This is a genomic window from Mesorhizobium prunaredense (genome assembly GCF_900156895.1).
GTDB classification, from domain to species: domain Bacteria; phylum Pseudomonadota; class Alphaproteobacteria; order Rhizobiales; family Rhizobiaceae; genus Mesorhizobium; species Mesorhizobium prunaredense.
The window spans coordinates 98,483-120,405 of sequence record NZ_FTPD01000023.1; the positions used below are offsets into that span (position 1 = coordinate 98,483).

The following is a 21,923-nucleotide window of genomic DNA, read 5'->3' on the forward strand; positions in this document are numbered from 1 at the left end:
CCATTTGCTTCTCAACATCCGTATTCCCCTTCTGGTTTGCCTTTGGTTTCAGTTTGCGACCCCGTCGGCCTGCGGGGTCGCCATCTTCGAGGGAGCAAGCAGCGGCTTGTCCGGATCGATATGCGGAACGGCGGCAATCAGCGCGGCGGTGTAGGCATGCTTCGGCCGGGAGAACACTTCCTCCGACCGACCTTCCTCGACGATCACGCCGCGGTGCATCACCACAACACGCTGGCAGAGATTGCGAACGATTGCGAGATCGTGGGCGATAAATATCAGCGTGAGCGACATACGTTCCACCAGTTCGCGGAACAACTCCACGATCTGCGCCTGGATGGTGACGTCGAGGGCGGCCACGCACTCGTCCGCAATGATAAGTTTCGGGTCGACGGCCAGCGCGCGAGCTATGCCGGCCCGCTGGCATTGGCCGCCGCTCATCGAGCGCGGCTTGCGGTCGAGGAACGCGCGCCCCAAGCCGACCAGGTCGAGCAGTTCGCCGCAGCGTGCCGGAATTTGCGCGGTCTCGATCTTGCCCTGTACCCGCAGGACCTCGGCCAGCATCTTGCCAACGGTAAGATGAGGATTGAGGGCGTTGTAGGGGTCCTGGAAAACCATGGCGGTTTGACGTCGCAGCATGCCGAGGACTGCGCGACCCGATGCGATGTCCGTACCATCGAACCGTATCGTGCCTGACGAGACCGGCGTAAGTCCAAGGACGGCGCGCGCCAGAGTGCTCTTGCCGCTTCCGGATTCGCCGACAATGCCGACCGTTTCGCCCGGCATGACACGGAGTGTGACCCCATTGACGGCATCAACCGCGCCTCGCCGGAACAGGCCGCCCGTGGCGAAGCGCACGTGCAGCTTCTCGATATCGACCACCGGCACCGCTCCGGGTGTCCGGAGCTTCTCAGCCTTTGCCGGCATGTCCTCCTCCGGCAGCGAGGGATGACTGGCGATCAGCGAACGGGTGTAGGCATGCGCCGGCGCCGCAAGCAGACCGCGCTTCTCTCCAATCTCCACCAGTCGACCTTGCCACATCACCGCGATGCGGTCGCAGACTTGGGCGACGATGCCGAGATCGTGGGTGACCAGGATCACCGAGAGTCCACGCCTGGCGCGGATGTCCATCAGAAGCCGCAGGATCTGCGCCTGTATCGTCACGTCGAGTGCCGTCGTCGGCTCGTCGGCGATCAGGATCCTGGGATTGCTCGATAGCGCCGCGCCGATCATGGCGCGCTGGCGCATGCCGCCGGAGAATTCGTGCGGGTAGCTATCGTATTGCCGAGCCGGATCCGGAAACCCGACCTGGGCGAGGATATCCACCGCCGCGGCGCGCGCCGCCTTGGCGTCCAGCCGCTGGTGAAAGCGGATGCCCTCGGTGATCTGGTCGCCGATCCTCATGACCGGGTCGAGATGGCTGCTCGGATTCTGAAAGATCATGCCGATTTCACCGCCGCGCACCGCGAGCATCTCGGCTTCTGGCGCGGTCGTCAGCTCACGCCCGGAGAGTGTGATCGAGCCACCGCTGATCCTGAGCCGGCTCGATGGCAGCAGCCTAACGAGTGAGCGGCAGAGCAGGCTCTTGCCCGACCCGCTCTCGCCGACCAGCCCGAGCACTTCTCCCGCGGCGAGATCGAACGACACGGCATCAAGCAGGGTACGCTCCCCGCCGTCACCGTCATGGACGACCGTCAGGTCGGTGACCTTGAGCAGCGCCGCGATCACTCGTGAACCCCGAACAAATCGGCCAGCCCGTCGCCGATCATGCTGAAGGCGAAGGCGAGCGTCACGATCGCAAGCCCCGGGAACAGTGTAATCCACCACGCGGTGGTGACGAAGGCTTGGCCTTCCGCCACCATCACGCCCCACTCCGCGACTGGCGGCTGCACGCCCAGCCCGAGATAGCTAATGGCCGCGCCATTCAGCAGGACGAGGACCGCGTCGGACATCGCGAAGACGACCGAGCCGGCAGCGGCATTGGGCAGGAGGTGACGGAACATGATGCGCATGCGGCTGAAGCCGAGGCTGACCGCCGCAACCGCGTAGTCGTGGTTCTTGAGCACGAGCATCTGGGCGCGGATGAGCCGCGCGTAGGAAACCCAGCCGACGAGGGCTATGGCGATGTAAAAACTGGCCAGGCCAGGCCCCAGGATCGCAATGATCGACAGCATCAATACCAGGAACGGGAAGGCCAAGATGACGTCGACCAGCCGCATGAAGATGGCGTCGACTATCCCGCCGAAGAAACCGGCTACCGTACCCAGCGTGGTGCCGATGAGAAAGGGGAAGATAACGCCGATGACGGCGATCTTGAGGTCGATGCGCGTACCCCAGATGACGCGCGAGAGGATGTCGCGGCCGAAATTGTCGGTCCCGAACGGGTGCAGCCAGGACGGCCCCTGGAGCCGTGCTGTCGCGTCCTGGGCGATCGGATCGTAGGGCGCGATCAGCAGCGCGCCGAGCGCGAGGACGACGAACGCCCCAAGCAGGAAAACGCCGGCCGCCAGCGTACCGCGGCGGCGAAAGCGGCCCTTCCTGCCGAGCGCGGGCGCGGCCAAGGGCTCGCTCACAGCTTCACCCTCGGATCGAGAGCCACCGTGACGATGTCAGCCAGGAAGTTGATCAGCACGGTGGCGCAGGCGAAGACCATCGCCACGCCCTGCACGACCATGTAGTCGCGCGAGAAGATGGCGCGCACCAAGAGCTGGCCCATGCCGGGCAGCGCGAAGACGGTCTCCACCACGACGGTGCCGCCTAGCAGCCAACCTATGTTTACGGCGAGAAGGTTGACGGTCGGCACCAACGAATTTGGCAGCACGTGGCGCCAGAACACGATGCTCTCCGGCATGCCGCGCGCGCGCGCGGCAGTCGCCACGTCGGACTTCAAGCCTTCGACCATCGCCGCCCGCAAGCTGCGCGCCAGAACGGTCGACAGCGACAGCGAGACAGTGAGGCTCGGCAGCACGAGATGTGCAAGCTTTCCAGAAAGCGTGTTGCCGTAACCGGACACCGGGAGAATGGCGAGTTCGACGCTGAACAGGATGATCAGCATCAGGCCGAGCCAGAAGGGCGGGAAGCCGATGCCGAAGGTGGAAACGATGCGGATAACTTGGTCCGCCAGCCTGCCCTGATTGCGCGCCGCGATCGCCGCCACTGGCACGGCGATCAATACCGACAGCACAACGCTGCAAAGCACCAGCGTCAGAGTGGGCTCGATGCGCGTGGCGATCAGCTTCAGTACATCGATCTTGTAGAGGATCGAGCGTCCCATCTCGCCGTCGGCGAGGTTGCGCAGGAAGTAGAAATACTGGGCGAGCATGGGCTCATCGAGGCCGTACTGCGCGCGGATGCGGGCGATCGCTTCGGGGGTGGCGCGGGTGCCGAGCAGAACGCGAGCGGGGTCGCCGGGGATCAGCCGGACAAGGATGAACGTGATCACGCTGATGCCGAACAGCACCGGCAGGAACTGAAGCGGACGGTATAGAACGAACTTATAGCGGTGCATGGCCCTGAGGTGTTTCCCCGTCCGCTCCCTTCCCCCTGCATTCCGCCTGCATCAGCCTGCCTTGTTGCGCGAGAGGAACCCCGAAAGGATCGGATAGTATGCAGCTGGGTTCTCGTAGAAGGGCATGTGACTCGCATTCGGGATGATGTGCAACTCCGACTGCGGCAGGCCAAGCTTCATGCGCAGACCACAGGCTGGTGTCAGTTCGTCGTGCTCGCCATGCATGATCAGCACCGGCACCTTGATCCTGGGCAGGTCGGGCACCCGGTTCCAGTCCTTGAGATTGCCGATGTAGAGAAACTCGTTCGGACCTTGCATGGTCGCGTAGGGTCCCATGTTCCAGTCGTCGAGCGAGCGGCGCACCGGCGCCGGCCATTCGGGCAGGCGGCAGACATGGCGGTAGTTGAGGATCGTCACCGCCGCCATGTATTCCGGATGATCGTAGGTTCCCTGCGCCTCGTGCTTCTGCATCATCGATACGGTCTCGGGTCCCAGCGAGGCGCGCAGGCGTTCCAGTTCCAGAACAAGATGCGGCATGTCGGCGACGGTATCCTCGAGGATCAACGTCTGCAGGTTCTCCTGGTAGGCAAGCGCATAGTCGATCGCCAACCAGCCGCCCCAGGAATGACCCAGCATGTGTACATTGCCGAGTCCCAGCGTCTTGCGAACCGTCTCGGTCTCCTCGACGTAGCGCGCGATAGTCCACAACGAGGTGTCCGTCGGCCGGTCGGAGGCGCCGGTGCCAAGCTGGTCGAACGCCACGACCCTGTATCCCTGGTCTACCAGGCAGGAGTGCGATTCGCGAAGGTAGTCGCAGGCCAGGCCAGGCCCGCCGTTGAGGCAGAACACCGTCTCGGTGCTGGAGCCGAAGCTGTAGGCGACGACCTTAAAGCCGTCGACATTTACCTCGATGCGATCGTCCGCCGCCATCTCACGCCACATGATACGCTCCGAATGCACAGCTTTTAGGCATGCTCATATATTAAGCGAAACGTTGGGAGTGCGTCAGCTATAAGAAGTGATAGGGTGGGTCCGGGAGGATGTCGGCGGAAGAGCTCATGCTGGACGAAATCACAACGATCAGGCAGCGTTTCACTCGCCATGGCACCTTGGACGAATGCATCGACGAGGCGTTCGCCGCCCTGTCCGGCCTAGGCTACGACGCGCTGGTCTACGACTACACGCCCATCCCGTACGATCTCGACGGCGCTATCATGATCCCGTCGATGCTCAAGCTGCGTAACATCGATGATGACATGCGCGACTATTGGTGCGATCGAGGTTACTTCCGCATCGATCCGGTGCAGATCGTGGCGGCGCGCAGCTCCACCCCCTTCGCCTGGAGCTACGACAAGGAGATCGACACCGAGATAGGAGCGCTCCTCGACGAGACTACGGAACCCGTTGCGCGCTATCTGCGCGAGCGCGACCTCACTAGCGGCGTCACGATCCCTATCCACATGCCGCGCGGCGGCTATGCCACGGTTACCGGCATCCGCCTCGGCGCGGACGAGATGGTAGATCGGGATGCGGGAACCATCGCGCGCTTTAGCTTGCTGGCGCATGTCTTCCACGACACGGCCTACGCCCTCTACGACCGATCGGCTCTCAGTCCGCTCCTGCCGTCCTTGACTGAGCGCGAGCGCGAGTGTCTCCGCCATTCGGCACATGGCCTCTCTGCCAAGGAGATCTCGCGCGTCATCGGGCGCTCGATTCCTACGGTCGTCATGCACCTCACCGCCGCCGCCAGGAAGCTGGGCGCCAGGAACCGCACGCAGGCCGTCGTTCGCGCCGCGCATTTCCGCCTGCTCGACAACTGACGGAGAGACCCTATCACTTTTCATAGCTGCCCCCTCTGACAGGCTCGCCCTATGATGCTCGCCGCAATGAGGAGAGCCGCCGTGCCGGAAGCGAAGGAAGGCCATGTCGCGTTCGCGGCTACCGCACTTGGTACCGCATCACCGGCAACCTGGATTCGCCGAGGCTCCCCTGGTTGTCGCCCATGGGTGACCAGGCTGCAGCCACGACCATGTCGACGGGAGTTTTGACCGGCGAGGAAACCGCTTTGTTCTTGTTGAGAAGCGGCTGTATCGTGAAATCAGCGCCCATGACAATCCGCAACTGGTCAGCGGCATGGGGAGGCTAAGACACGGAGTCGTGCCATGTCATCGGATAACCATCTCCGGCCAAACCCGAAGCGGAGGCCGAAGGTGGCTTCCTCGGTTCCAGCTAAGCCGGCAGCGCCGGACGCGCGGGGGCCCGGGCCGGACGCCCGCAAGACGGTCACCATCCTCTTCGCCGACATCGTCGATTCCTCGCGGCTTAGCCTCTCCCTCGATCCAGAAGCGCTCCGGAACCTGCTCTCCCGGTACTTCGGCGAGTTGAGCGCCGTCGTTCAACGGCACGGCGGAATCGTGGACAACTATATGGGGGACGCGATCATGGCTGTGTTCGGCATGCCGTTCGTCCACGAAGACGACGCGCTGCGCGCGGTGCGGGCAGCGGTGGAGATGCGCGAAACACTTGCCATCCTAAACCACGAGCTCGAAGCCGGCTGGGGCGTCCGCCTTATGAACCGAATCGGCATCAACACCGGCGAGGTGATCGCCGGCGACCAAACGCAGGGATACTTGTCAGTCGCCGGAGAGGCCGTCATTGGCGCGAAGCGCCTTGAGGAGGCAGCGACGGCGAATGAGATTCTGATAGGGGAGCCGACGCACAAGCTCGTGCGCGATGCGGTCGTCATCGAGCCGAGCGGGCCGCGCGCACTCAAGCGCGGCGCGACCATCCGCGCCCTCGTCGTGTTAGAAGTCCTCGCCCACGCCCCCGGCGTTGCGCGCCGCTTCGACTCGCCTTTCGTCGGGCGCGAACGCCAACGAGCCTTGCTTGAGACCGTCTTCCGCAACGCGGTCGGCGATAGAACCTGCCACCTGGTCACCATTCTCGCCGACGCGGGTGTGGGAAAGTCGCGGCTCGTACGGGAGTTCACGAGCGGCCTTGCCGAGGATGTCACAGTCTTGCACGGCCGCTGTCTGCCCTATGGCGAGGGCATCACCTATTGGCCGCTGGCCGAGATCGTCCGGGAGCTTACCCGCGCGGAGGGACCGGACTCCGGCAAGCAGCTCGCAGCGGTGATCGAGGCGCGGCTCACAGGCGACGAGAAGGCCGGGCTGATTGCCGAGCGTGTGACCGGGGCGCTCGGGCTTGGCGGCGCGGGACCGGGACAAGGGACGACCGAGGAGACCGCCTGGGCCGTCCGGAGGCTGTTTGAGGCGCTCGCGCGAGCGGGGCCGCTCGTCGTTGTGGTGGACGACGTCCATTGGGCCGAGTCGACATTCCTCGACTTAGTCGAGCACGTCGCCGACTTCTCACGCGATTTCCCGATCCTGCTCATCTGCATCGCGCGGCCGGAGCTCTTCGACTCGCGTCCTGGCTGGGGGGCCGGCAAACGCAACGCGACGTCGATCGTCCTCGAGCGGCTCAGCGACGCGGAATGCCGCGAGCTGATCTCCAACCTGCTTGGCCCCGCGCCGCTGCCGCCCGCTGCCGAGTCGAGGATCGCGAGCGCGGCCGAGGGCAATGCGCTCTTCGCTGAGGAACTCGTGGCGATGCTCGTCGACGACGCGTTGCTCAGGCAGGCGCCCGACAGCTGGGTCGCCGCGTCGGACCTCGTTGAGCTGCCCGTTCCCTCGACTATCAACGCGCTTCTCGCTGCCCGTCTCGAGGGCCTCCCGTCCGTCGAGCGCGCCATCCTGACGGCCGCAGCGGTCGAGGGCTCAGTATTCCATCGGAGCGCCGTCAGCGAGCTCGCCGGCCCGGTGCTCGACACATTCGAGGACGGCTTGCTCGCGCTCGTCCGCCGGGACCTGATCCGCCCGGAGGCGCCGTTGTTCGCCGGCGAGAAGGCCTATCGCTTCCGTCACGTCCTGATCCGCGACGCTGCGTATCGCTCCCTGCCGAAGAATGCGCGCGCCGACCTGCACGAGCGCTTCGCCGCCTGGCTCGAGCTAGCGGCCGCGGACCGGCTACGCGAGTTTGAGGAGATTGTCGGCTATCACTTCGAGCAGGCCTTTCAGTACCGTGTCGCACTCGGTCCGCGCGACGTGCGCGCGGCCTCGCTTGCCGCCCGGGCGTGCGAACGGCTCGAGGCAGCCGGGCGGCGGGCGCTTGTCCGCAGCGACCTGCCAGCGGCGATCAGCCTGCTTGAGAGGGTTTCCCGGCTGCTTCCCGCCGATGACACACGGCGGATCGTGCTGCTCGCCGACTTGAGCGGCGCGCTGATCGAAAGCGGCCGGCTGGACGACGCCGGGCGCGCGCTGGACGAGGCGGAGCACTTGGCCGCTACCGCTGACGACCAGCGCTTGGCAGCGCATGTGCTCGTTCAGCGGCAGTTCCTCCGGATCTTCCGCGGCGAAGAGGGCGGGCTGGAGGAGTCGGCACGCGCGGTAGCTGCGGTGATCCCGGTCTTCGAGCGCTTCGGGGACGACCTCGGCCTTTGCCGCGCACGGCGGCTCGAGGCCTGGCTATCCTTCACCGCGGCTCGCGGCGAGGCCGCCATTGCAGCTTGGGAGCAAGCTGCTGCTCACGCGCGACGTGCGGGGGATTGGCATGAGTACTACGAAATCCTCACGTGGATCGCTTCCTCCTTGTGGTTCGGGCCCACCCCTGCAGCCGAGGGCATCCGCCGTTGCGAGGCGATGCGCGTGCAAGTGGGCGAAAGCCCCGAGTCCGAGGCAGCTATCCTCCGCCAGCTCGCGTGCCTCAACGCGATTGTCGGCCGCTTCGCGATTGCCCGCGATCTGATCGCGACGAGCAACGCCACCTACCGCGACCTCGGTCTTACGCTCTACGTGGCGTCCTCAGAGCATGAGGCCGTTGTCGAGCTGCTCGCCGGGAACCCCGCTGCGGCCGAGACGAGCGCGCGCGCAGCGTATCGTGCGCTTGAGGAGATGGGCGAGCGCGCGTTCCGTTCGACGATGGCCGCGTCCCTCGCCGTGGTGATCCTCGAACAGGGACGCGACGAAGAGGCCGAGGACTTTGCTAAACTAAGCGCCCAGCTGGCTGCGAGCGGAGATCTGGTGACGCAGGTCCGTTGGCGCCGCGTGCGCGCACGCGTGCATGCGCGGCGGGCAGAGCTCCGGGCGGCGGAGGCGCTCGCGCGCGAAGCAGTGACGATCGCCGAAGCGACCGACTTCGTCAACGACCGGGCGGATGCACTGGTCGACCTGTCGCACGTGCTCGAGGCCGCCCGCCGAGGCGACGAGGCGGTCGCCGCTGTGTCCGGAGCGCTGCATCTCTACGAGCTGAAGGGAAACGTGGTCGCCGCGGCCGCGACCCAGCTCCGCCTAGGCAAACTCGTCAAAATGTGACACGGTCGGGAGGCGGCAAGGGGTATCGCCCGCACCTCCTTGTGAACCGCTCTGGATCGGAGGTGATGTGATGCCACCGAACTTCGATACGATCGACGAGCATAAATATGTCTCACCGCTGGCCTAGAGCTAGACCCGGGCGAGACAGAGCTGAGGCTCGACACTTGGGTCCTCCAGCCGGGTGCCGCCTGCATGGGCCTTTCTGCTTAATCCCAACTTGTTGAAGGCCCCCTTTGCCATCGGGTGAGGGTGCTACTTCCTGAAATCATTTTCGAAGAGGCCAAGCATGGTCACGAAAAAGACAGCCCCAGCGAAAAAGACACCTGAGCGACTCGGTGCGACGAAGCCTACGAAGCGAAAAGCTGAGACAGCGAACCCAGCCGCAAGCTCCGAAATTGCCGAGCCAGTCCGCGAATTTCTCAAGAAGACATCGATTCCCAAAGGATTCGTTAACCCAAAGCCGATCGTGCTGTCGGAGTTGCGGAAGCGCGTGACCGAAACGAATCTGAGGCCCACCGTTTCGCTGGAGCAACTGTTGGCCAGCGCGAATCGCATCAAGCCGGCGGACCTTCCCGTGGAGAAGTTACCGGAAGACGTCAAAGATTCTATCCTCGCACTGAAGCCGGGGATTCGACGTTTTCACGGCGTTAAAATTCCGCTCTACTGGTTCCCGTTTCCCTGGCTGAGTTCTGCCTGTGCAGATCGCTTCGGGTACATGTCGTCCGCGGCCACCCGTGCGGCAACGAAGTTGCCGTTCAATGTCGCGACGCAAGCACTCCTCGGCCAACTCGGTAACATGATGGGAGACCCCGGCCGTGATCCTAATCCTGCGTCTCACAATCCCGCTGATGCGGGCGTGTCTTCGATACCAGCAGGCTTCACTTATTTTGGTCAGTTTGTGGACCATGACATCACGTTCGACGTCTCGTCGACTCTCGACGCCGCTACCGATGCGAATACGATCAATAACATGCGAAGCCCAGCGCTCGATCTGGAGTCCGTTTACGGCCGCGGGCCTGGCTTAGATCCGTTTCTCTACGTTTTTCCTACATCTGGTCCAGTTACCGCAATCAAGCTGCATAGGGGCTCGAACACTCCTATTGGCCCGGGCGGCCCCAGCAACAACGGTGACAAATCGGGCATGGTCCAGCAGACGAACTGGGATGTGCCCCGCATGCAGGGTACGAACACTGCTGCGATCGGTGATCCGCGCAACGACGAAAATCTGATCATCGTACAGTTGCAGCACGCTATGCTGCGTTTCCATAACGCCGTCGTTGATCTTCTGGTGGCAGTCGCGTTTGCGGGCGACATCTTCGCAGAGGCCAAACGAATCGTGACCCATCACTACCAATGGGCCGTGGTGCACGACTTTTTGAAAAGAATCTGCGGAGTGGCTACCGTGAACAACGCGATGGCGAGCGTATCTGCTCCCATCGGTAGCTCATTCCGAATGCCCGTCGAGTTCGCCGTGGCAGCGTACCGGTTCGGCCACAGTATGATCCGTGATACGTACTGGGTGAATTTCAACTTCCCGGAAGCCACACTTGGAAAGGTGTTTGAGTTCAATCGCGATCCACGGCTGCCGGTCTTTTCCACCTGGGTCGTTGACTTCAACGCGTTCTTTGACACCGGAGTGCCAGTACCGATTCACAACAAGGCCCGGAAAATCGATAGCTTCATCGCTAACGGATTGGAATCGTTGCCCGGATTCTCTGGAATGATGGCGATTCTGGCAACGCGAAACCTCCGGCGCTCTCTAGCTCTCGGTCTGCCGAGTGGACAGGGCATGGCCAACTCATTCGGCATTGCGCCGATGACCGCGGCGCAGTTGACATCTGGGCTGCCGGCGGCCGAAATGGCTGTGCTGAATTCCAGCGGCGGTTTACTGCTGAACAAGGCGCCACTGTGGTATTACGTCCTTCGCGAGGCTGCGGTCCTCGCCGGCGGAAATCAGTTGGGCCCGGTCGGCGGCAGGATCGTGGCGGAGACGTTTGTCAGGATCTTGAAGCGAGATGCGTCATCCTATCTGAACGTCGCCGGTGGGTTCACACCTATCCTTCCTTCGTCCACGCCTGGAAACTTCACGGTGGCCGATCTGGTGACCTTCGCCGGAGTAACGCAACCATAGAGAGCGTCAGCCTGCGCCGACTTCATCTTCGATCCGGTCCAGAACCAGTTCACCTGTCCCGCTGGCGAGCCGCTCATGCAAGTATCGTCGCAACTTCACGTTCCCACTCTCCGACAATGCCAACGGCGGAAACCGGAAACAATCGGTCCAGAAAACGAGACTGCCAACATTGTGAACTCAAGTCCGCTGCTGTGCGACGTTCTCCGCAGCGTCCATGAAGACGCGCGAGGCCGTGCGCACCAAATGGCGGATACGCCCGGTCGAGACGCTGTTCGCACGCCCTAAGACCACGCTCGGCTTTGAACACACGGGATTACGCGGCCCTGAGCGGTGCCAGTGGGGAGTTTCTCATGCCGGACTTATTTCTTTGGCGGAACACCAAAGACGTCGTCCATAGATTCCCCCTGTTTGATTCGATCTACCTTTTGCTTGGCGTCTCGGATCCCCTCTTGGACCGCCTTCTCTATGCTCTCAAGGACCAAAATCTGATCCTCGAAATTCTTGATAAAATCGTTGTCGATGGCCATTTCATCTCTCCATCTATGCCTCGCTCTACAGTTACCGAAAGCTGCTAGTACAGATAGACTAATCCAAACCACCAATTGTATTCAGTAGCCCCGCCATTGCGCGAAGCCAAGAGCGCGATCCCCACTGCCGGCCCGGGTTGGAAGGTTCCGCTTATCCAGCCCGGCCAGTCTGCAGTCCAGCGGTTCGGCGGGAAAGCTGACCAACCTGCACCGTGGGCGGTGCTTTGACTGGGGCCCGGAAGGTCCAGCCCTGGGCCCATGCCGCCGCCCTGCACAGCCCAGGCCTCTACCCACCTGGGGGTGTACCCTGTGCTGACTGTCTGATCACCCTTCGGAAACTCGATCCGGCCGGAGTTAAGAGTCTGATAAAAGTCCCAATTGGCTGCCATTACATATCTCCAATCGCTGCCGGGCGACTTGCCCGGTTTCATGAACAAGAGATCATATGCTCGTCAACTATGTACCATTTCTTCGAAATCGGCTAGGTTATACATTAGGTGTAGGTAATGTGTCATAGGCACTCGCGCACGAACTTCTGGAACGGGTCCGACTGGTTCATCGGGGATGCCTCGAACTTCCGCAGCTGTGCGCAACCGCGACCTCCAGAGTGGTCGCCAACAATGTCTGCTTTCAGTCAGTGGGAACGGTCACCTCAATGGCCGATATCAGGCGCAAAGCGGACAGGTTCCACGATCGGCCAGTGCGCAGTTAATCGACTACACCACTCAAGGTATCAGCACGACCTTGCCGGTCGAGCGACGCTCCTCCAGCGAGCGATGCGCTTCGTTGGCCTGGTCGAGCGGATAGCGGCCGCCTTGCGTCACGGCAAGCTGGCCGCCGGCGACCAGCTGGAAAAGCTCCGACAGGCTGGCCCTGAGGCGATCGGCAGAGAGCAGCGGCAGCAGGGCAAAACCTCGCAGGGACTGGTTCCGGGTGATCATCGCTTCCAGTTCCGAGGCGCCGATCGCGTATCTGCCCAGCGCCGCAAAGACCATCTCTCCGCAAGGTGCCAGAGCATTGAGCGCCGCCGCCGTCATCGAGCCGCCGACTATGTCGTAGATGATATCGAAACCGGCGCCGCCTGCCGCTTCCCGGACACGCGCGGACCAATCCGACATGCCGTAGTCGAACGCGGCATCGGCTCCAAGCGACAGGGCAAGGTTGAGCTTGGCCCTGCTGCCGGCGACCGCGATCACGGCGCTGGCGCCCTGGCGTTTGGCGAGTTGGACCAGCAACGAGCCGACACCGCCCGCGGCTGCAGTGACCAGCACGGATTTGCCGGCGGGCGGGCTTTGCCGCAGCAGATGAAAAGCCGTCAGTCCCTGCACCATCAAAGCCGTCGCATCTTCGAATGAGAGCGCGTCGGGCAGAGGCACGGCCAGCGATGCGTCGATCGTCACATAGTCGGCATAGCCGCCAAGCGGGCGCTTCGAAGCGAACAGCGGCGCCGCGACGCGTGTCCCGGCCAGCGAGATGTCGACCCAGTGACCAAGCGCCTCTACGGTCCCGGCAGCCTCGACGCCGAGAACCATCGGCAATTGCGGCGTCACCGCGTAGCGATCCCCGCGCATCAACACTTCGAAGAAATTCACGCCGGCCGCATGAACACGGATCAGCACCTCGCCTGCTTGCGGCTCTGGCTTCGGCATCTCGATGATGTCGAGGACGTCGGGACCGCCGAAACGGCTCAGTTGAATGGCTCTCATGGCATGCACCCATCGCTATGGCATCGGCTGCTGTTTGCCACTATCTGCCTGATCGCGACTACACACTCATTTGTCCCCTGCTGACCAGGAGGTGACCATGGCCATGCCGACCAAAACGGGGCCGACCAAAACGGGGCCGACCAAAACGGGGCCGACCAAAAGGCTGCCAACCAAGAGACTGCCTCTGCTGCCGGCGGAACGCGCGCTGAAAGTGATCTCGGGCCGATGGAAGGCTGTCATTCTCTACCATCTCTTCGACGGCCCCCGGCGGCTGTCGGTGCTGAAGACGCTGGTGCCTGATATCACCCAAAAAGTGCTGATCCAGCAGCTTCGCGAAATGGAGGAACACGGCCTTGTCAGACGCGAGATCTTTGCCGAGATTCCCTCACGCGTCGAATATTCGGCGACGCGCCTCGGCCTCAGCCTCGAGCCTATCCTTCTGGCGCTCTGCGCGTGGGGCCAGCACCATGCGGATGAGCTGAACGAGATGGACCGCCTCGCCGACTGCATCATCAGGCCCCGACAGGCGCGGCAGCCAGCCATCGCCTGAATACCAACCATCGCCTGAATCAAAAGGGGCGACGCAAGCGCCGCCCCTGGGATCCTTGGGAGGATTGTTCTGGTCTGCGGTTCAGGCCGCCTTGACTTCCTCGGCCACCGCGTCGGCCTGGCGCGCCGCCTTCAGCACTTTGGCCCACCATGCAACGTCGTTGACCAGCGCAGTCGCCGCCTGGTTCAGGTGCTCGAGCTCCTCGAGCTTCTTTTCACCTTGCCGGACGGCAAGGAAATCGCCCCAGGCGATATGGACGGCGGACTTGACCGGCGCCATCTGCAGCTCGACCGCATGCAGCCTCAGCTGCTCGACGGCACGCGCGCCACCGACGCTGCCATAGCCGACGAAACCGGCCGGCTTCTTGTTCCATTCATTGGCGGCGTAGTCGATCGCGTTCTTCAGCACGGCGGTCGGACCATGGTTGTATTCGGCGGCGGTGAAGATGAAGCCATCGAACTCGGCGACCTTCTTCTGCCAGCGCTTGGCCACTTCATTCTGCGACGGCGCCCAGGCGGACGATGCGACCTCGTCGAAGAACGGCAGCGGGAAGTCGCGCAGGTCGACCACTTCCACGTCGATGTCGGCATGCGACCTGGCGATCTTGGCGATCCACTGGGTCGGAACGTCGGCGAAACGTGCGGCGCGGGTCGAACCGACGACAATGGCGATTTTGGGTTTGGACATTTGGGAGGCTCTCCTTCAGGCAAATTTATGGTATCGTTTAGATACCTGAGCTATATGAGTGACTGCGCCAACGAGGCGCAAGGAGGCACCTTTTTGATACCAAGGCACCCGCACCGCACCGAGGACTGCCGCGCCATCTCGGAAATCCTGCAGCGCGTCGGCGACAAATGGACCGTACTCGTCGTCGGCAAGCTCGGTGACGGGCCGCTGCGCTTCAACGAATTGCGCAGCGCCGTCGGCGGAATCTCGCAAAAGATGCTGACCACCACGTTGCGCGGGCTGGAGCGCGACGGCTTCGTCACCCGCACCGTGTTTCCGACCATTCCGCCACGCGTCGACTATGAGCTGACCGACCTTGGCTACGAGCTTCTTGTGCCGGTCGGCGCGCTCGGCGAATGGGCGCGCAAGAACACCGAGCGGGTCAAGGCCGCGCGCGCGAGGTTCGATGAGATCCATGCCTGAAACTCTTGCGCTGCAAGGCTTTTGCGCACGGCGGGTAGCGTAGACGGATTCTACGGCTGCATCTGCATTCCGGCCCGCACGGCTTCTGTCCCGTTTCGATTTCGGGCTCGATGACCACCTTGCCGTCGAGTGTCGCCCCTTGCCGCAAGTGCTGACGCTCCTCGCGCCGGTGTCTTACGTCGTCGCAGGCAGATTTCGCAGCTCGGCACTTGCCGCTTGAGGGTGCGGTTTTCGGAGCCGCAACTGGCTGCGGCTAGTCTCGTTTGACCTCGGTTAGGCGGTCGCGGCCATCAGGCAGAACAAGGCTGCAAGCGCGCCTGCCAATGCGCCGTTCAGCAATCGTTGACGCATTGTCCATGCCGTGCCGGACATGGTCACGGAAATGTGCGAACGCGACGCATCGCCGTTCGCATGCGGGAGGCTGGCAGCGGCGTTGCCGTTCGACTTAAGCCGACTGCATCCAGCCGGTCAGCTTTCCGCCGGAACTGCCTTCGGCTTGCCTTCGCCGTCCAGCGCCACCATGACGAAGTCGGCGTGGGTGACCTTTTCCATCAGGTCGGAGAGGTAGCGCTGCGCCCATGCCTCGACCTTGAGCGTCATCGAGGTGCGGCCGACGCGCTCGACATGCGTATAAATGCACAGCGTGTCGCCGATCTTCATCGCCTTGGCGAACGACATTTCCTTCACCGCCGCCGTCACCACGCGCCCCTTGGCGCGCTCGGCGGCGCGGATGCCACAGGCCAGATCCATCTGCGCCATCACCCAGCCGCCAAAAATGTCGCCCGCCGCATTGGCGTCCGAAGGCATGGCCAAGGTCCTCAGCGTCAGATCGCCAATCGGCCGCCCGTCCGCGTAATGCACCATGCGCCATATCCCCTCGATATCGATCTTCTCCCGTATCGGGATGGCACCGATGCGTCAACGCGCACTGCCAGGTGCTAGACTGCGCACAGGGAGTTGAGAAAGGCAGCTGACATGAAACTTACCTCTCGCCCTCTGACGCCAAATCTATGGCCCGCGCTCGAGGAACTGTTCGGTGAGAGCGCCGTCTGCAGTCGCTGTTGGTGTATGTACGGGCGTATCGGCAGTTCTTATCGAAAGCGACCAGGCGAGGAAAACAAGGCTGCGTTCCGGCAAGCCGTCGAGCATGGTCCCTCCCCAGGCGTACTTGCTTTCGACGGCGCTATTGCTGTCGGCTGGTGCCAGGTGACGCCCAGAGATGCCGTGGCCTGGCTCGATCGGCTGTGGCAGTTGAAGCGAGTGGATGATGCGCCGGTCTGGTCCTTGTCCTGCCTCTACGTGCGAAAAAAATACCGCCGGCAAGGCATCACATCTCACCTGATCGCAGCGGCGCTGGAAGCTGCAAGGCGCGCAGACGCCCCTGCACTTGAGGCCTATCCTTTTGATGCAGACGTATCGCCGAGCGCTTCCGGCAGTGGATACGCCTCCACCTTCGCTCGCGCCGGGTTCGGGGTCGTCGCTCGCAGGGTGCCAGCCCGCCCGATCATGCGTTATGATTTCCAGCAAAATGCTGATGATGGCGTGTAATGCTGGATCGCTTGGCCACGCGGCAAAGGCCGCTTCGGGCAGGACACCAAACGAAGTGCCGGTCGCTTTTTTCACAGGCGATGCCGGAAGCTCAGGTGATCGCGGCGGCTTGCGGCGTCTAGGTTGAGCGAGAATTCGGAGCCGGCCGCAGCCATCATGCAGACCTATGATTTCATCATCGTTGGCTCCGGCTCAGCCGGCTCGGTTGTGGCCGAAAGACTTTCGGCCTCCGGCCGCTTCTCGGTTCTGGTGCTCGAGGCCGGCGGCAGCGACCGGCGTTTCTACGTTCAGATGCCGCTCGGCTACGGCAAGACCTTCTTCGACCCGGCGGTCAACTGGAACTACAAGACCGAGCCGGACCCCGGCCTCGCCGGCAATGTCGACCACTGGCCGCGCGGCAAGCTGCTCGGCGGCTCGAGCTCGATCAACGCCATGGTCTGGATGAGGGGCGCGCGCGAGGATTTCGACGCTTGGGCAGCGGCCGGCAATCCCGGCTGGGCCTTCGATGACCTGCTGCCTGTCTTCAAGGCGCTGGAGGACAATCAGGCCGGCGCCGATCAATGGCGCGGCGTTGGCGGCCCGCTGCATATCACCGACTGCTCGACCTCGGTCCATCCGCTGACCAAGCGCTATCTGGCGGCCGCCAATCAGGCCGGCCTGCCGTTCAACCCGGATTTCAACGGCGCCTCCCAGGAAGGCGCCGGCATCTATCAGATCACCACCAAAAACGGCCGCCGCATGTCGGCCGCCCGCGCCTTCCTGCGCCCGGCGATGAAGCGCAAAAACCTCCGCGTCGAGATCAACGCGCTGGCCACCAAGATCCTGTTCGAGGGCAAACGCGCCGTCGGCATCGAGTATCTCCAAAATGGTGAGACGAAAACTGCCCGCGCCGGCCGCGGGGTCATCCTGTCCGGCGGCTCGATCAACTCGCCGCAATTGCTGCAGCTTTCTGGGGTCGGCCCGTCGGCCCTGCTCGGCGCGCTCGGCATTGCCGTCGTCCACGCCAACGAGAATGTCGGGGCAAACCTGCAGGATCATGTCGGCATCAACTACACTTTCAAGGGCAAGCTGCCGACGCTCAACCAGATCCTGCGCCCGTGGTGGGGCAAGCTCATGGTCGGCATGCAATATGTCCTCTTGCGCTCCGGCCCGCTGTCGCTGTCGATGAACAATGCCGGCGGCTTCTTCCGCACCGACCCGACTATTTCACGGCCCAACATGCAGCTTTATTTCCAGGCGTTCTCGACCGTCATTCCGAAGAGCGGCGAACGCCCGATCCTGACCCCAGATCCGTGGCGGGGCTTTTCCATCGGCCTGTCCAACTGCCGCCCCTCGAGCCGTGGCGAGATCATGATCCGCTCCGCCAATCCGCGCGACTATCCGAAGATCGCCGCCAACGCCTTTTCGACCGAGGCTGATGTCGCCGAGATGCTGGCGGCAGTGAAATTCGTGAGGAAGATCGCCGCCATGCCGGCGATGGCCGAGATCATCGAGGAAGAGGTATTGCCGGGCCCGTCAATCACCTCCGACGCGGATCTGATCCAGGATTTCAGAAAGCGCTCGGGCACTGTCTACCACCCGGTCTCGACCTGCCGCATGGGACCGGACGCTGCCGCTGCCGTCGTCGACGCGCGCCTGCGGGTTCACGGGCTCGCCGGGTTGCGGGTCATCGACGCCTCGATCTTTCCCGATAACATCACCGGCAACACCAACGCCGCCGCGATCATGACCGGATGGAAGGGCGCCAAACTGGTTCTGGAGGATCAAAAATGAAAATCACCGACGTAAAAACCTGGGTTGTCGGCAATCCGCCGCCCGGCATCGGCGGCAAGTATTTCATCTTCGTCAAGCTCACCACCGACGGCGGCGTCGTCGGCTATGGCGAGGCCTACAACGCCACCTTCTCCGCCCACGTCACCGCGAGAATGATCGAGGACATGGCCGAGCGCTATCTCATCGGCCGCGATCCGCACGACATCGAGAACTTCTTCCGCCGTGCCTATTCGTCGGGCTTCACCCAGCGTCCCGACGTGTCCGGCATGGGCTGTTTTTCGGCGCTCGAAATCGCCTGCTGGGACATTATCGGCAAGGAGGCCGGCAAGCCGGTCTACAAGCTGCTCGGCGGGCAGGTGAACGAAACGCTGCGTTCCTATACCTACCTCTATCCGCACAGCGGCAGCGTCCATTCGGAAGATGCCAGCGGCAAGAACGTCTACAACGACCCCGACCTGGCGGCCGAATGCGCGCTCGAATATGTCGAGCAGGGTTTTAATGCCGTCAAGCTCGATCCGGCCGGCCCCTACACTGCCTTTGACGGTCACCAGCCGCGTCTCGTCGACATCGATCTCTCCGCCCGCATGCTCAAGGCGATCCGCGAGGCGGTCGGCACAAGGGCCGACATCCTGTTCGGCACGCATGGCCAGTTCACCGCATCGGGCGCGCTGCGCATGGCCCGCGCCATCGAACCTTACGACCCGCTGTGGTTCGAGGAGCCGGTGCCGCCCGACATGCCTGAAGTGATGGCGCAGGTGGCGCGCGGCACGTCGATCCCGATCGCCACCGGCGAACGGCTGACGACCAAGTTCGAGTTTGCCCGTGTCATCGAGAACCGCGCCGCGACCATTCTGCAGCCCGACCTCGGCCGTTCCGGCGGCATTCTCGAAACCAAGAAGATCGCAGCGATGGCCGAGGCCTATCACATCCAGGTCGCCCCGCACTGCTATTGCGGGCCGGTCGTCGGTGCGGCCAACATCCAGCTTGCCGTGACCTTGCCCAACTTCCTCATCCTGGAGTCGCTGAAGCAGTGGGACGGTTTTCACGGAAAGCTGCTGAAGAAGAAGATCGAATGGCAGGATGGCAACGTCATTCCGTCGAAGGAGCCGGGCCTTGGCGTCGAGCTCGACGAAGCCGTCTGCGAAGCGCATCCCTGGACCGGCACGGACCTGCATTTGCAGATGATGCAGACGCCGTTGATGCCGTGAGCGCGCGCGAGCGTTACGCCTTCATCGGCCTCGGCCATCTCGGCGGTCACCTCGCCGACAGCCTGATCCGCAATGGTTTCACCATCACCGTCTTCGACCGCGATCCCGCGGCTGTCGAGCGCCTGTTGACGCTCGGCGCGACCGTCGCAAAGAGCCCAGCCGAGGCAGCCGCCCTGGCCGGCAACGCCATCACATGCCTGCCGTCGCCTGATATCAGCGAGGCCGTGCTGGCCGGTCCCGGCGGATTGCTCGAAGGCCTGCGCAAGGGCGGAAGCTGGATCGAGATGTCGACCAATGGCCAAGACGAGATAGTGCGCCTTGCATCCCTGGCTTCGGCATGCGGCGTCGAGACGCTCGAATGTCCAGTTACTGGCGGCGTGCATCTTGCGGCCGTCGGCAAGATCACCGCACTGGTCGGCGGTGATCCGGCACTCTATAAGCGCCACCGTCCGGCCATCGAGGCGATGTGCGCAAGGTCTTTCCTGATGGGGCCGATCGGTTCGGCGGCGGTGATCAAGGTCATCACCAACATGCTGGCCTTCATCCATCTTATCGCCGCCGGCGAAGCGCTCATGCTGGCCAGGAAGGGCGGGCTGGATCTTGCCCAGTCCTACCACGCCATATCAGCCTCGTCCGGCAACAGCTTCGTCCACGAGACCGAGAGCCAGCTGGTGCTGAACGGCTCCTACGACATCGGTTTCACCATGGACCTCGCATTGAAGGACCTGGGCTTCGCACTGGGCATGGCCGAGAAATTCGGCGTGCCGCTCGAGCTTGCCTCGCGCGTCAACGCCATATTCGAACAAGGCAGGGACACCTATGGCGGCAGCGCCTGGTCGACCATGATCGTCAAGCTTCTGGAAGATGCGGTCGGGACCGACCTTCGTGCGCCTGGTTTCCCCGCCAAGCTCGACGTCTGACATCAGGTAATTGTCACGCGATTTCAGTACATTGACTGGATCGCCGAAATCACGCCCGTAACGACTTGAATCAGTCTCTCAGCGCGTTGATTCAATACCTCAGCGTAAGCGCGCCCGGCAGGATCTCGAAGGTCGCCGGTATGCGCCCCGGCGATTCACCGTCTACGTCGACCAGCGCGCCGTTCTTCTGCACATCGCCCAACGGTTCGACAACCACTTTCTTGCCGCGCAAAATGGTGATCGCCGGATGGTTGCGATGCCGCCCGCCATAGAGCAGACGGATATCCCAGATCAGTTTCAACTTGCCCGCCGCCCGCAAGATGACGATGTCGAACTGCCCGTCGTCCAGTTCGGCATCCGGCGCGATCATCATGCCGGCGCCGAAGAATCTTCCGTTGGCCACCGCCACCAGCGCGACGCGCGCCTCGACCGGGACGCCGTCGTCGACGGTGATCACGACGTCCTGGAACCGGTAGCGCATGAATTCCCACACGGTGCGCCAGTAGAACAGCGCCTTGGCCGACACATTGCCCTTGCGCTTGTCGGCGTTGACCGCGCGGTCGGTGGCGCCCGACAGACCGAGGCTGGCGATGTTGATGAAATGGCGGCTGGCCAGGGCGCCATGGTCGTCGACATAGGAGATGCGGCCCGCATCGACACTGCGAGCCTTGGCCTCGGCGATGCGCTTCAGCGTCAAGTCGACCTCGTCCGAAAGACCGAGCCCGCGGGCGAAATCGATGCCGGCGCCGCAAGGCAGCAGGCCGAGCTCGGCCGTCCGGCCGCTTTCTGCAAACGCCTGCAGCAGCCCGTCGGCGACTTCGCTGGCGGTGCCGTCGCCGCCCGCCGCGATCACCAGGTCGAAGCCGCCGGCGGCAAGGACGAGCGCCAGCCGTTCGGCGTCGCCGGTCGCCTGCGTCTCGCGCAGCTCGAAATCGCCGAAATGTTTCCTGAGCGAAGCGCTGACCTCGGGCCAATGCCGCTTGAGCCAGCCGCCGCCGGCAATCGGATTGAGAACCACCCCGACCTTCAAGAATGCCTCCCCATAGGACAGCAACGACACTGCTGTCCTAAAATCCTTCGCCGGCATTGAAGCCCGCGCCGCAGTGTGGGGCAAGGGCAGAATCCTGCAGCTCGCCGCAGGATGGGCGTGTCCCGCCCCGCATCCCGGCAAAATAAACGCGCCAATGCAGGCCTTGGTCCCCGATAATCCCGCTATCCACAGGCTCGCAGCCGTTTCGCCAAACCCTTACTCGGCGTACATTAAACCCATCTCAGGCGGCTACCGATTGCCAAGTCGAAAGGCGAAGCGAAACGGCGGATTTCCTGAGGCCCGTACGGCCCCGAACGAAGGCAGGCTTGCCTATTTTGAGGACCGATACCTACGGGGCCGCGGAAAGCGTGCGAACGCCTACGGCGGACCGATGCTGCCATGAAGGACGGCAAAAACCTTCGATGGCGCGCTGGACGAAGCCCGCAAGGGTGGAGACTGGCGAGGTCCCGAACGGACGCTGCCCTCGGGCGGTGGCTGGCAGGACCG

18 protein-coding genes are annotated in these 21,923 nt (G+C 63.2%); 9 read left to right on the forward strand and 9 right to left on the reverse strand.

The annotated features are described in order from the left end of the window. Window positions 1–48 precede the first annotated feature (48 nt). Genes BQ8794_RS18120 through BQ8794_RS18135 form a run of 4 tightly spaced genes read right to left on the reverse strand, consistent with a single transcriptional unit; the run spans window position 49 to window position 4,447 of the window. Window positions 49–1,725, reverse strand: a complete 1,677-nt coding sequence (locus BQ8794_RS18120; RefSeq protein WP_077379916.1) for a dipeptide ABC transporter ATP-binding protein — start codon at window positions 1,723–1,725, stop codon at window positions 49–51. Then, window positions 1,722–2,570: an ABC transporter permease gene (locus BQ8794_RS18125; protein ID WP_077379918.1), complete on the reverse strand. Its 849-nt coding sequence runs from the start codon at window positions 2,568–2,570 to the stop codon at window positions 1,722–1,724. The genes BQ8794_RS18120 and BQ8794_RS18125 overlap by 4 nt, the downstream gene beginning before the upstream one ends. Beyond that, window positions 2,567–3,505: an ABC transporter permease gene (locus BQ8794_RS18130; protein ID WP_077379920.1), complete on the reverse strand. Its 939-nt coding sequence runs from the start codon at window positions 3,503–3,505 to the stop codon at window positions 2,567–2,569. Before BQ8794_RS18130 ends, BQ8794_RS18125 begins: the two co-directional genes overlap by 4 nt. Window positions 3,506–3,556: 51 nt before the next feature. After that, window positions 3,557–4,447 (reverse strand): proline iminopeptidase-family hydrolase, encoded by an 891-nt coding sequence (locus BQ8794_RS18135; RefSeq protein ID WP_077380395.1) that lies wholly within the window; start codon window positions 4,445–4,447, stop codon window positions 3,557–3,559. Window positions 4,448–4,563: 116 nt separating this feature from the next. On the opposite strand from BQ8794_RS18135, the gene BQ8794_RS18140 reads away from it, so the two are divergent. The 3 genes from BQ8794_RS18140 (at window position 4,564) to BQ8794_RS18150 (ending at window position 11,005) form a co-directional block, all read left to right on the forward strand. Continuing rightward, window positions 4,564–5,325, forward strand: a complete 762-nt coding sequence (locus BQ8794_RS18140; protein ID WP_077379922.1) for a LuxR family transcriptional regulator — start codon at window positions 4,564–4,566, stop codon at window positions 5,323–5,325. A 390-nt stretch (window positions 5,326–5,715) separates the two neighbouring features. After that, window positions 5,716–8,874, forward strand: a complete 3,159-nt coding sequence (locus BQ8794_RS18145) for an ATP-binding protein (RefSeq protein WP_244555021.1) — start codon at window positions 5,716–5,718, stop codon at window positions 8,872–8,874. A gap of 286 nt (window positions 8,875–9,160) precedes the next feature. After that, on the forward strand, window positions 9,161–11,005 hold the full coding sequence (locus BQ8794_RS18150) for a peroxidase family protein (protein ID WP_077379926.1): 1,845 nt from the start codon (window positions 9,161–9,163) through the stop codon (window positions 11,003–11,005). Window positions 11,006–11,364: 359 nt separating this feature from the next. Here BQ8794_RS18150 and BQ8794_RS35680 read toward each other — a convergent pair whose 3' ends face one another. Both BQ8794_RS35680 and BQ8794_RS18155 read right to left on the reverse strand, forming a co-directional pair. Then, window positions 11,365–11,532, reverse strand: a complete 168-nt coding sequence (locus BQ8794_RS35680) for a hypothetical protein (protein WP_167378783.1) — start codon at window positions 11,530–11,532, stop codon at window positions 11,365–11,367. Window positions 11,533–12,257: 725 nt separating this feature from the next. After that, on the reverse strand, window positions 12,258–13,238 hold the full coding sequence (locus BQ8794_RS18155; protein WP_077379928.1) for a quinone oxidoreductase family protein: 981 nt from the start codon (window positions 13,236–13,238) through the stop codon (window positions 12,258–12,260). A gap of 97 nt (window positions 13,239–13,335) precedes the next feature. On the opposite strand from BQ8794_RS18155, the gene BQ8794_RS18160 reads away from it, so the two are divergent. After that, a complete protein-coding gene (locus BQ8794_RS18160; RefSeq protein WP_425293548.1) occupies window positions 13,336–13,788 on the forward strand; it encodes a winged helix-turn-helix transcriptional regulator in 453 nt (150 codons plus the stop codon). Window positions 13,789–13,869: 81 nt separating this feature from the next. Here BQ8794_RS18160 and BQ8794_RS18165 read toward each other — a convergent pair whose 3' ends face one another. After that, window positions 13,870–14,475, reverse strand: coding sequence for an NADPH-dependent FMN reductase (locus tag BQ8794_RS18165; RefSeq protein ID WP_077379930.1), 606 nt, complete (start codon window positions 14,473–14,475; stop codon window positions 13,870–13,872). A 93-nt stretch (window positions 14,476–14,568) separates the two neighbouring features. On the opposite strand from BQ8794_RS18165, the gene BQ8794_RS18170 reads away from it, so the two are divergent. Beyond that, window positions 14,569–14,937, forward strand: a complete 369-nt coding sequence (locus BQ8794_RS18170) for a winged helix-turn-helix transcriptional regulator (RefSeq protein WP_167378795.1) — start codon at window positions 14,569–14,571, stop codon at window positions 14,935–14,937. 468 nt (window positions 14,938–15,405) lie between these two features. On the opposite strand, the gene BQ8794_RS18175 is transcribed toward BQ8794_RS18170, so the two are convergent. Further along, complete coding sequence (locus BQ8794_RS18175) at window positions 15,406–15,801, reverse strand: acyl-CoA thioesterase (RefSeq protein WP_027151084.1); 396 nt, start codon at window positions 15,799–15,801, stop codon at window positions 15,406–15,408. Window positions 15,802–16,005: 204 nt separating this feature from the next. On the opposite strand from BQ8794_RS18175, the gene BQ8794_RS18180 reads away from it, so the two are divergent. From BQ8794_RS18180 to BQ8794_RS18195, 4 genes are all read left to right on the forward strand, one after another. Further along, entirely contained in the window at window positions 16,006–16,485 is a 480-nt protein-coding gene (locus BQ8794_RS18180; RefSeq protein WP_077379934.1) for a GNAT family N-acetyltransferase, read from the forward strand. 156 nt (window positions 16,486–16,641) lie between these two features. Continuing rightward, window positions 16,642–18,258, forward strand: coding sequence for a GMC family oxidoreductase (locus BQ8794_RS18185; RefSeq protein WP_077380397.1), 1,617 nt, complete (start codon window positions 16,642–16,644; stop codon window positions 18,256–18,258). Then, on the forward strand, window positions 18,255–19,466 hold the full coding sequence (locus BQ8794_RS18190; protein WP_077379936.1) for a mandelate racemase/muconate lactonizing enzyme family protein: 1,212 nt from the start codon (window positions 18,255–18,257) through the stop codon (window positions 19,464–19,466). The genes BQ8794_RS18185 and BQ8794_RS18190 overlap by 4 nt, the downstream gene beginning before the upstream one ends. Further along, the gene (locus BQ8794_RS18195; RefSeq protein WP_077379938.1) at window positions 19,463–20,386 is read left to right on the forward strand and encodes an NAD(P)-dependent oxidoreductase; all 924 of its coding nucleotides are present in this window, start codon (window positions 19,463–19,465) and stop codon (window positions 20,384–20,386) included. Before BQ8794_RS18190 ends, BQ8794_RS18195 begins: the two co-directional genes overlap by 4 nt. 91 nt (window positions 20,387–20,477) lie before the next feature. Here BQ8794_RS18195 and BQ8794_RS18200 read toward each other — a convergent pair whose 3' ends face one another. Beyond that, window positions 20,478–21,416, reverse strand: a complete 939-nt coding sequence (locus tag BQ8794_RS18200; RefSeq protein ID WP_077380398.1) for a diacylglycerol/lipid kinase family protein — start codon at window positions 21,414–21,416, stop codon at window positions 20,478–20,480. Window positions 21,417–21,923 lie beyond the last annotated feature (507 nt).

Excerpts from the sequence above, each read along its gene's own strand:
- BQ8794_RS18130 (WP_077379920.1), bottom strand. The coding sequence starts at position 3,505 with ATGCACCGCTATAAGTTCGTTCTATACCGTCCGCTTCAGTTCCTGCCG.
- BQ8794_RS18135 (WP_077380395.1), bottom strand. The coding sequence starts at position 4,447 with ATGTGGCGTGAGATGGCGGCGGACGATCGCATCGAGGTAAATGTCGAC.
- BQ8794_RS18140 (WP_077379922.1), top strand. The coding sequence starts at position 4,564 with ATGCTGGACGAAATCACAACGATCAGGCAGCGTTTCACTCGCCATGGC.
- BQ8794_RS18150 (WP_077379926.1), top strand. The coding sequence starts at position 9,161 with ATGGTCACGAAAAAGACAGCCCCAGCGAAAAAGACACCTGAGCGACTC.
- BQ8794_RS35680 (WP_167378783.1), bottom strand. The coding sequence starts at position 11,532 with ATGGCCATCGACAACGATTTTATCAAGAATTTCGAGGATCAGATTTTG.
- BQ8794_RS18155 (WP_077379928.1), bottom strand. The coding sequence starts at position 13,238 with ATGAGAGCCATTCAACTGAGCCGTTTCGGCGGTCCCGACGTCCTCGAC.
- BQ8794_RS18160 (WP_425293548.1), top strand. The coding sequence starts at position 13,336 with ATGGCCATGCCGACCAAAACGGGGCCGACCAAAACGGGGCCGACCAAA.
- BQ8794_RS18165 (WP_077379930.1), bottom strand. The coding sequence starts at position 14,475 with ATGTCCAAACCCAAAATCGCCATTGTCGTCGGTTCGACCCGCGCCGCA.
- BQ8794_RS18175 (WP_027151084.1), bottom strand. The coding sequence starts at position 15,801 with ATGGTGCATTACGCGGACGGGCGGCCGATTGGCGATCTGACGCTGAGG.
- BQ8794_RS18180 (WP_077379934.1), top strand. The coding sequence starts at position 16,006 with ATGTACGGGCGTATCGGCAGTTCTTATCGAAAGCGACCAGGCGAGGAA.
- BQ8794_RS18185 (WP_077380397.1), top strand. The coding sequence starts at position 16,642 with ATGCAGACCTATGATTTCATCATCGTTGGCTCCGGCTCAGCCGGCTCG.
- BQ8794_RS18190 (WP_077379936.1), top strand. The coding sequence starts at position 18,255 with ATGAAAATCACCGACGTAAAAACCTGGGTTGTCGGCAATCCGCCGCCC.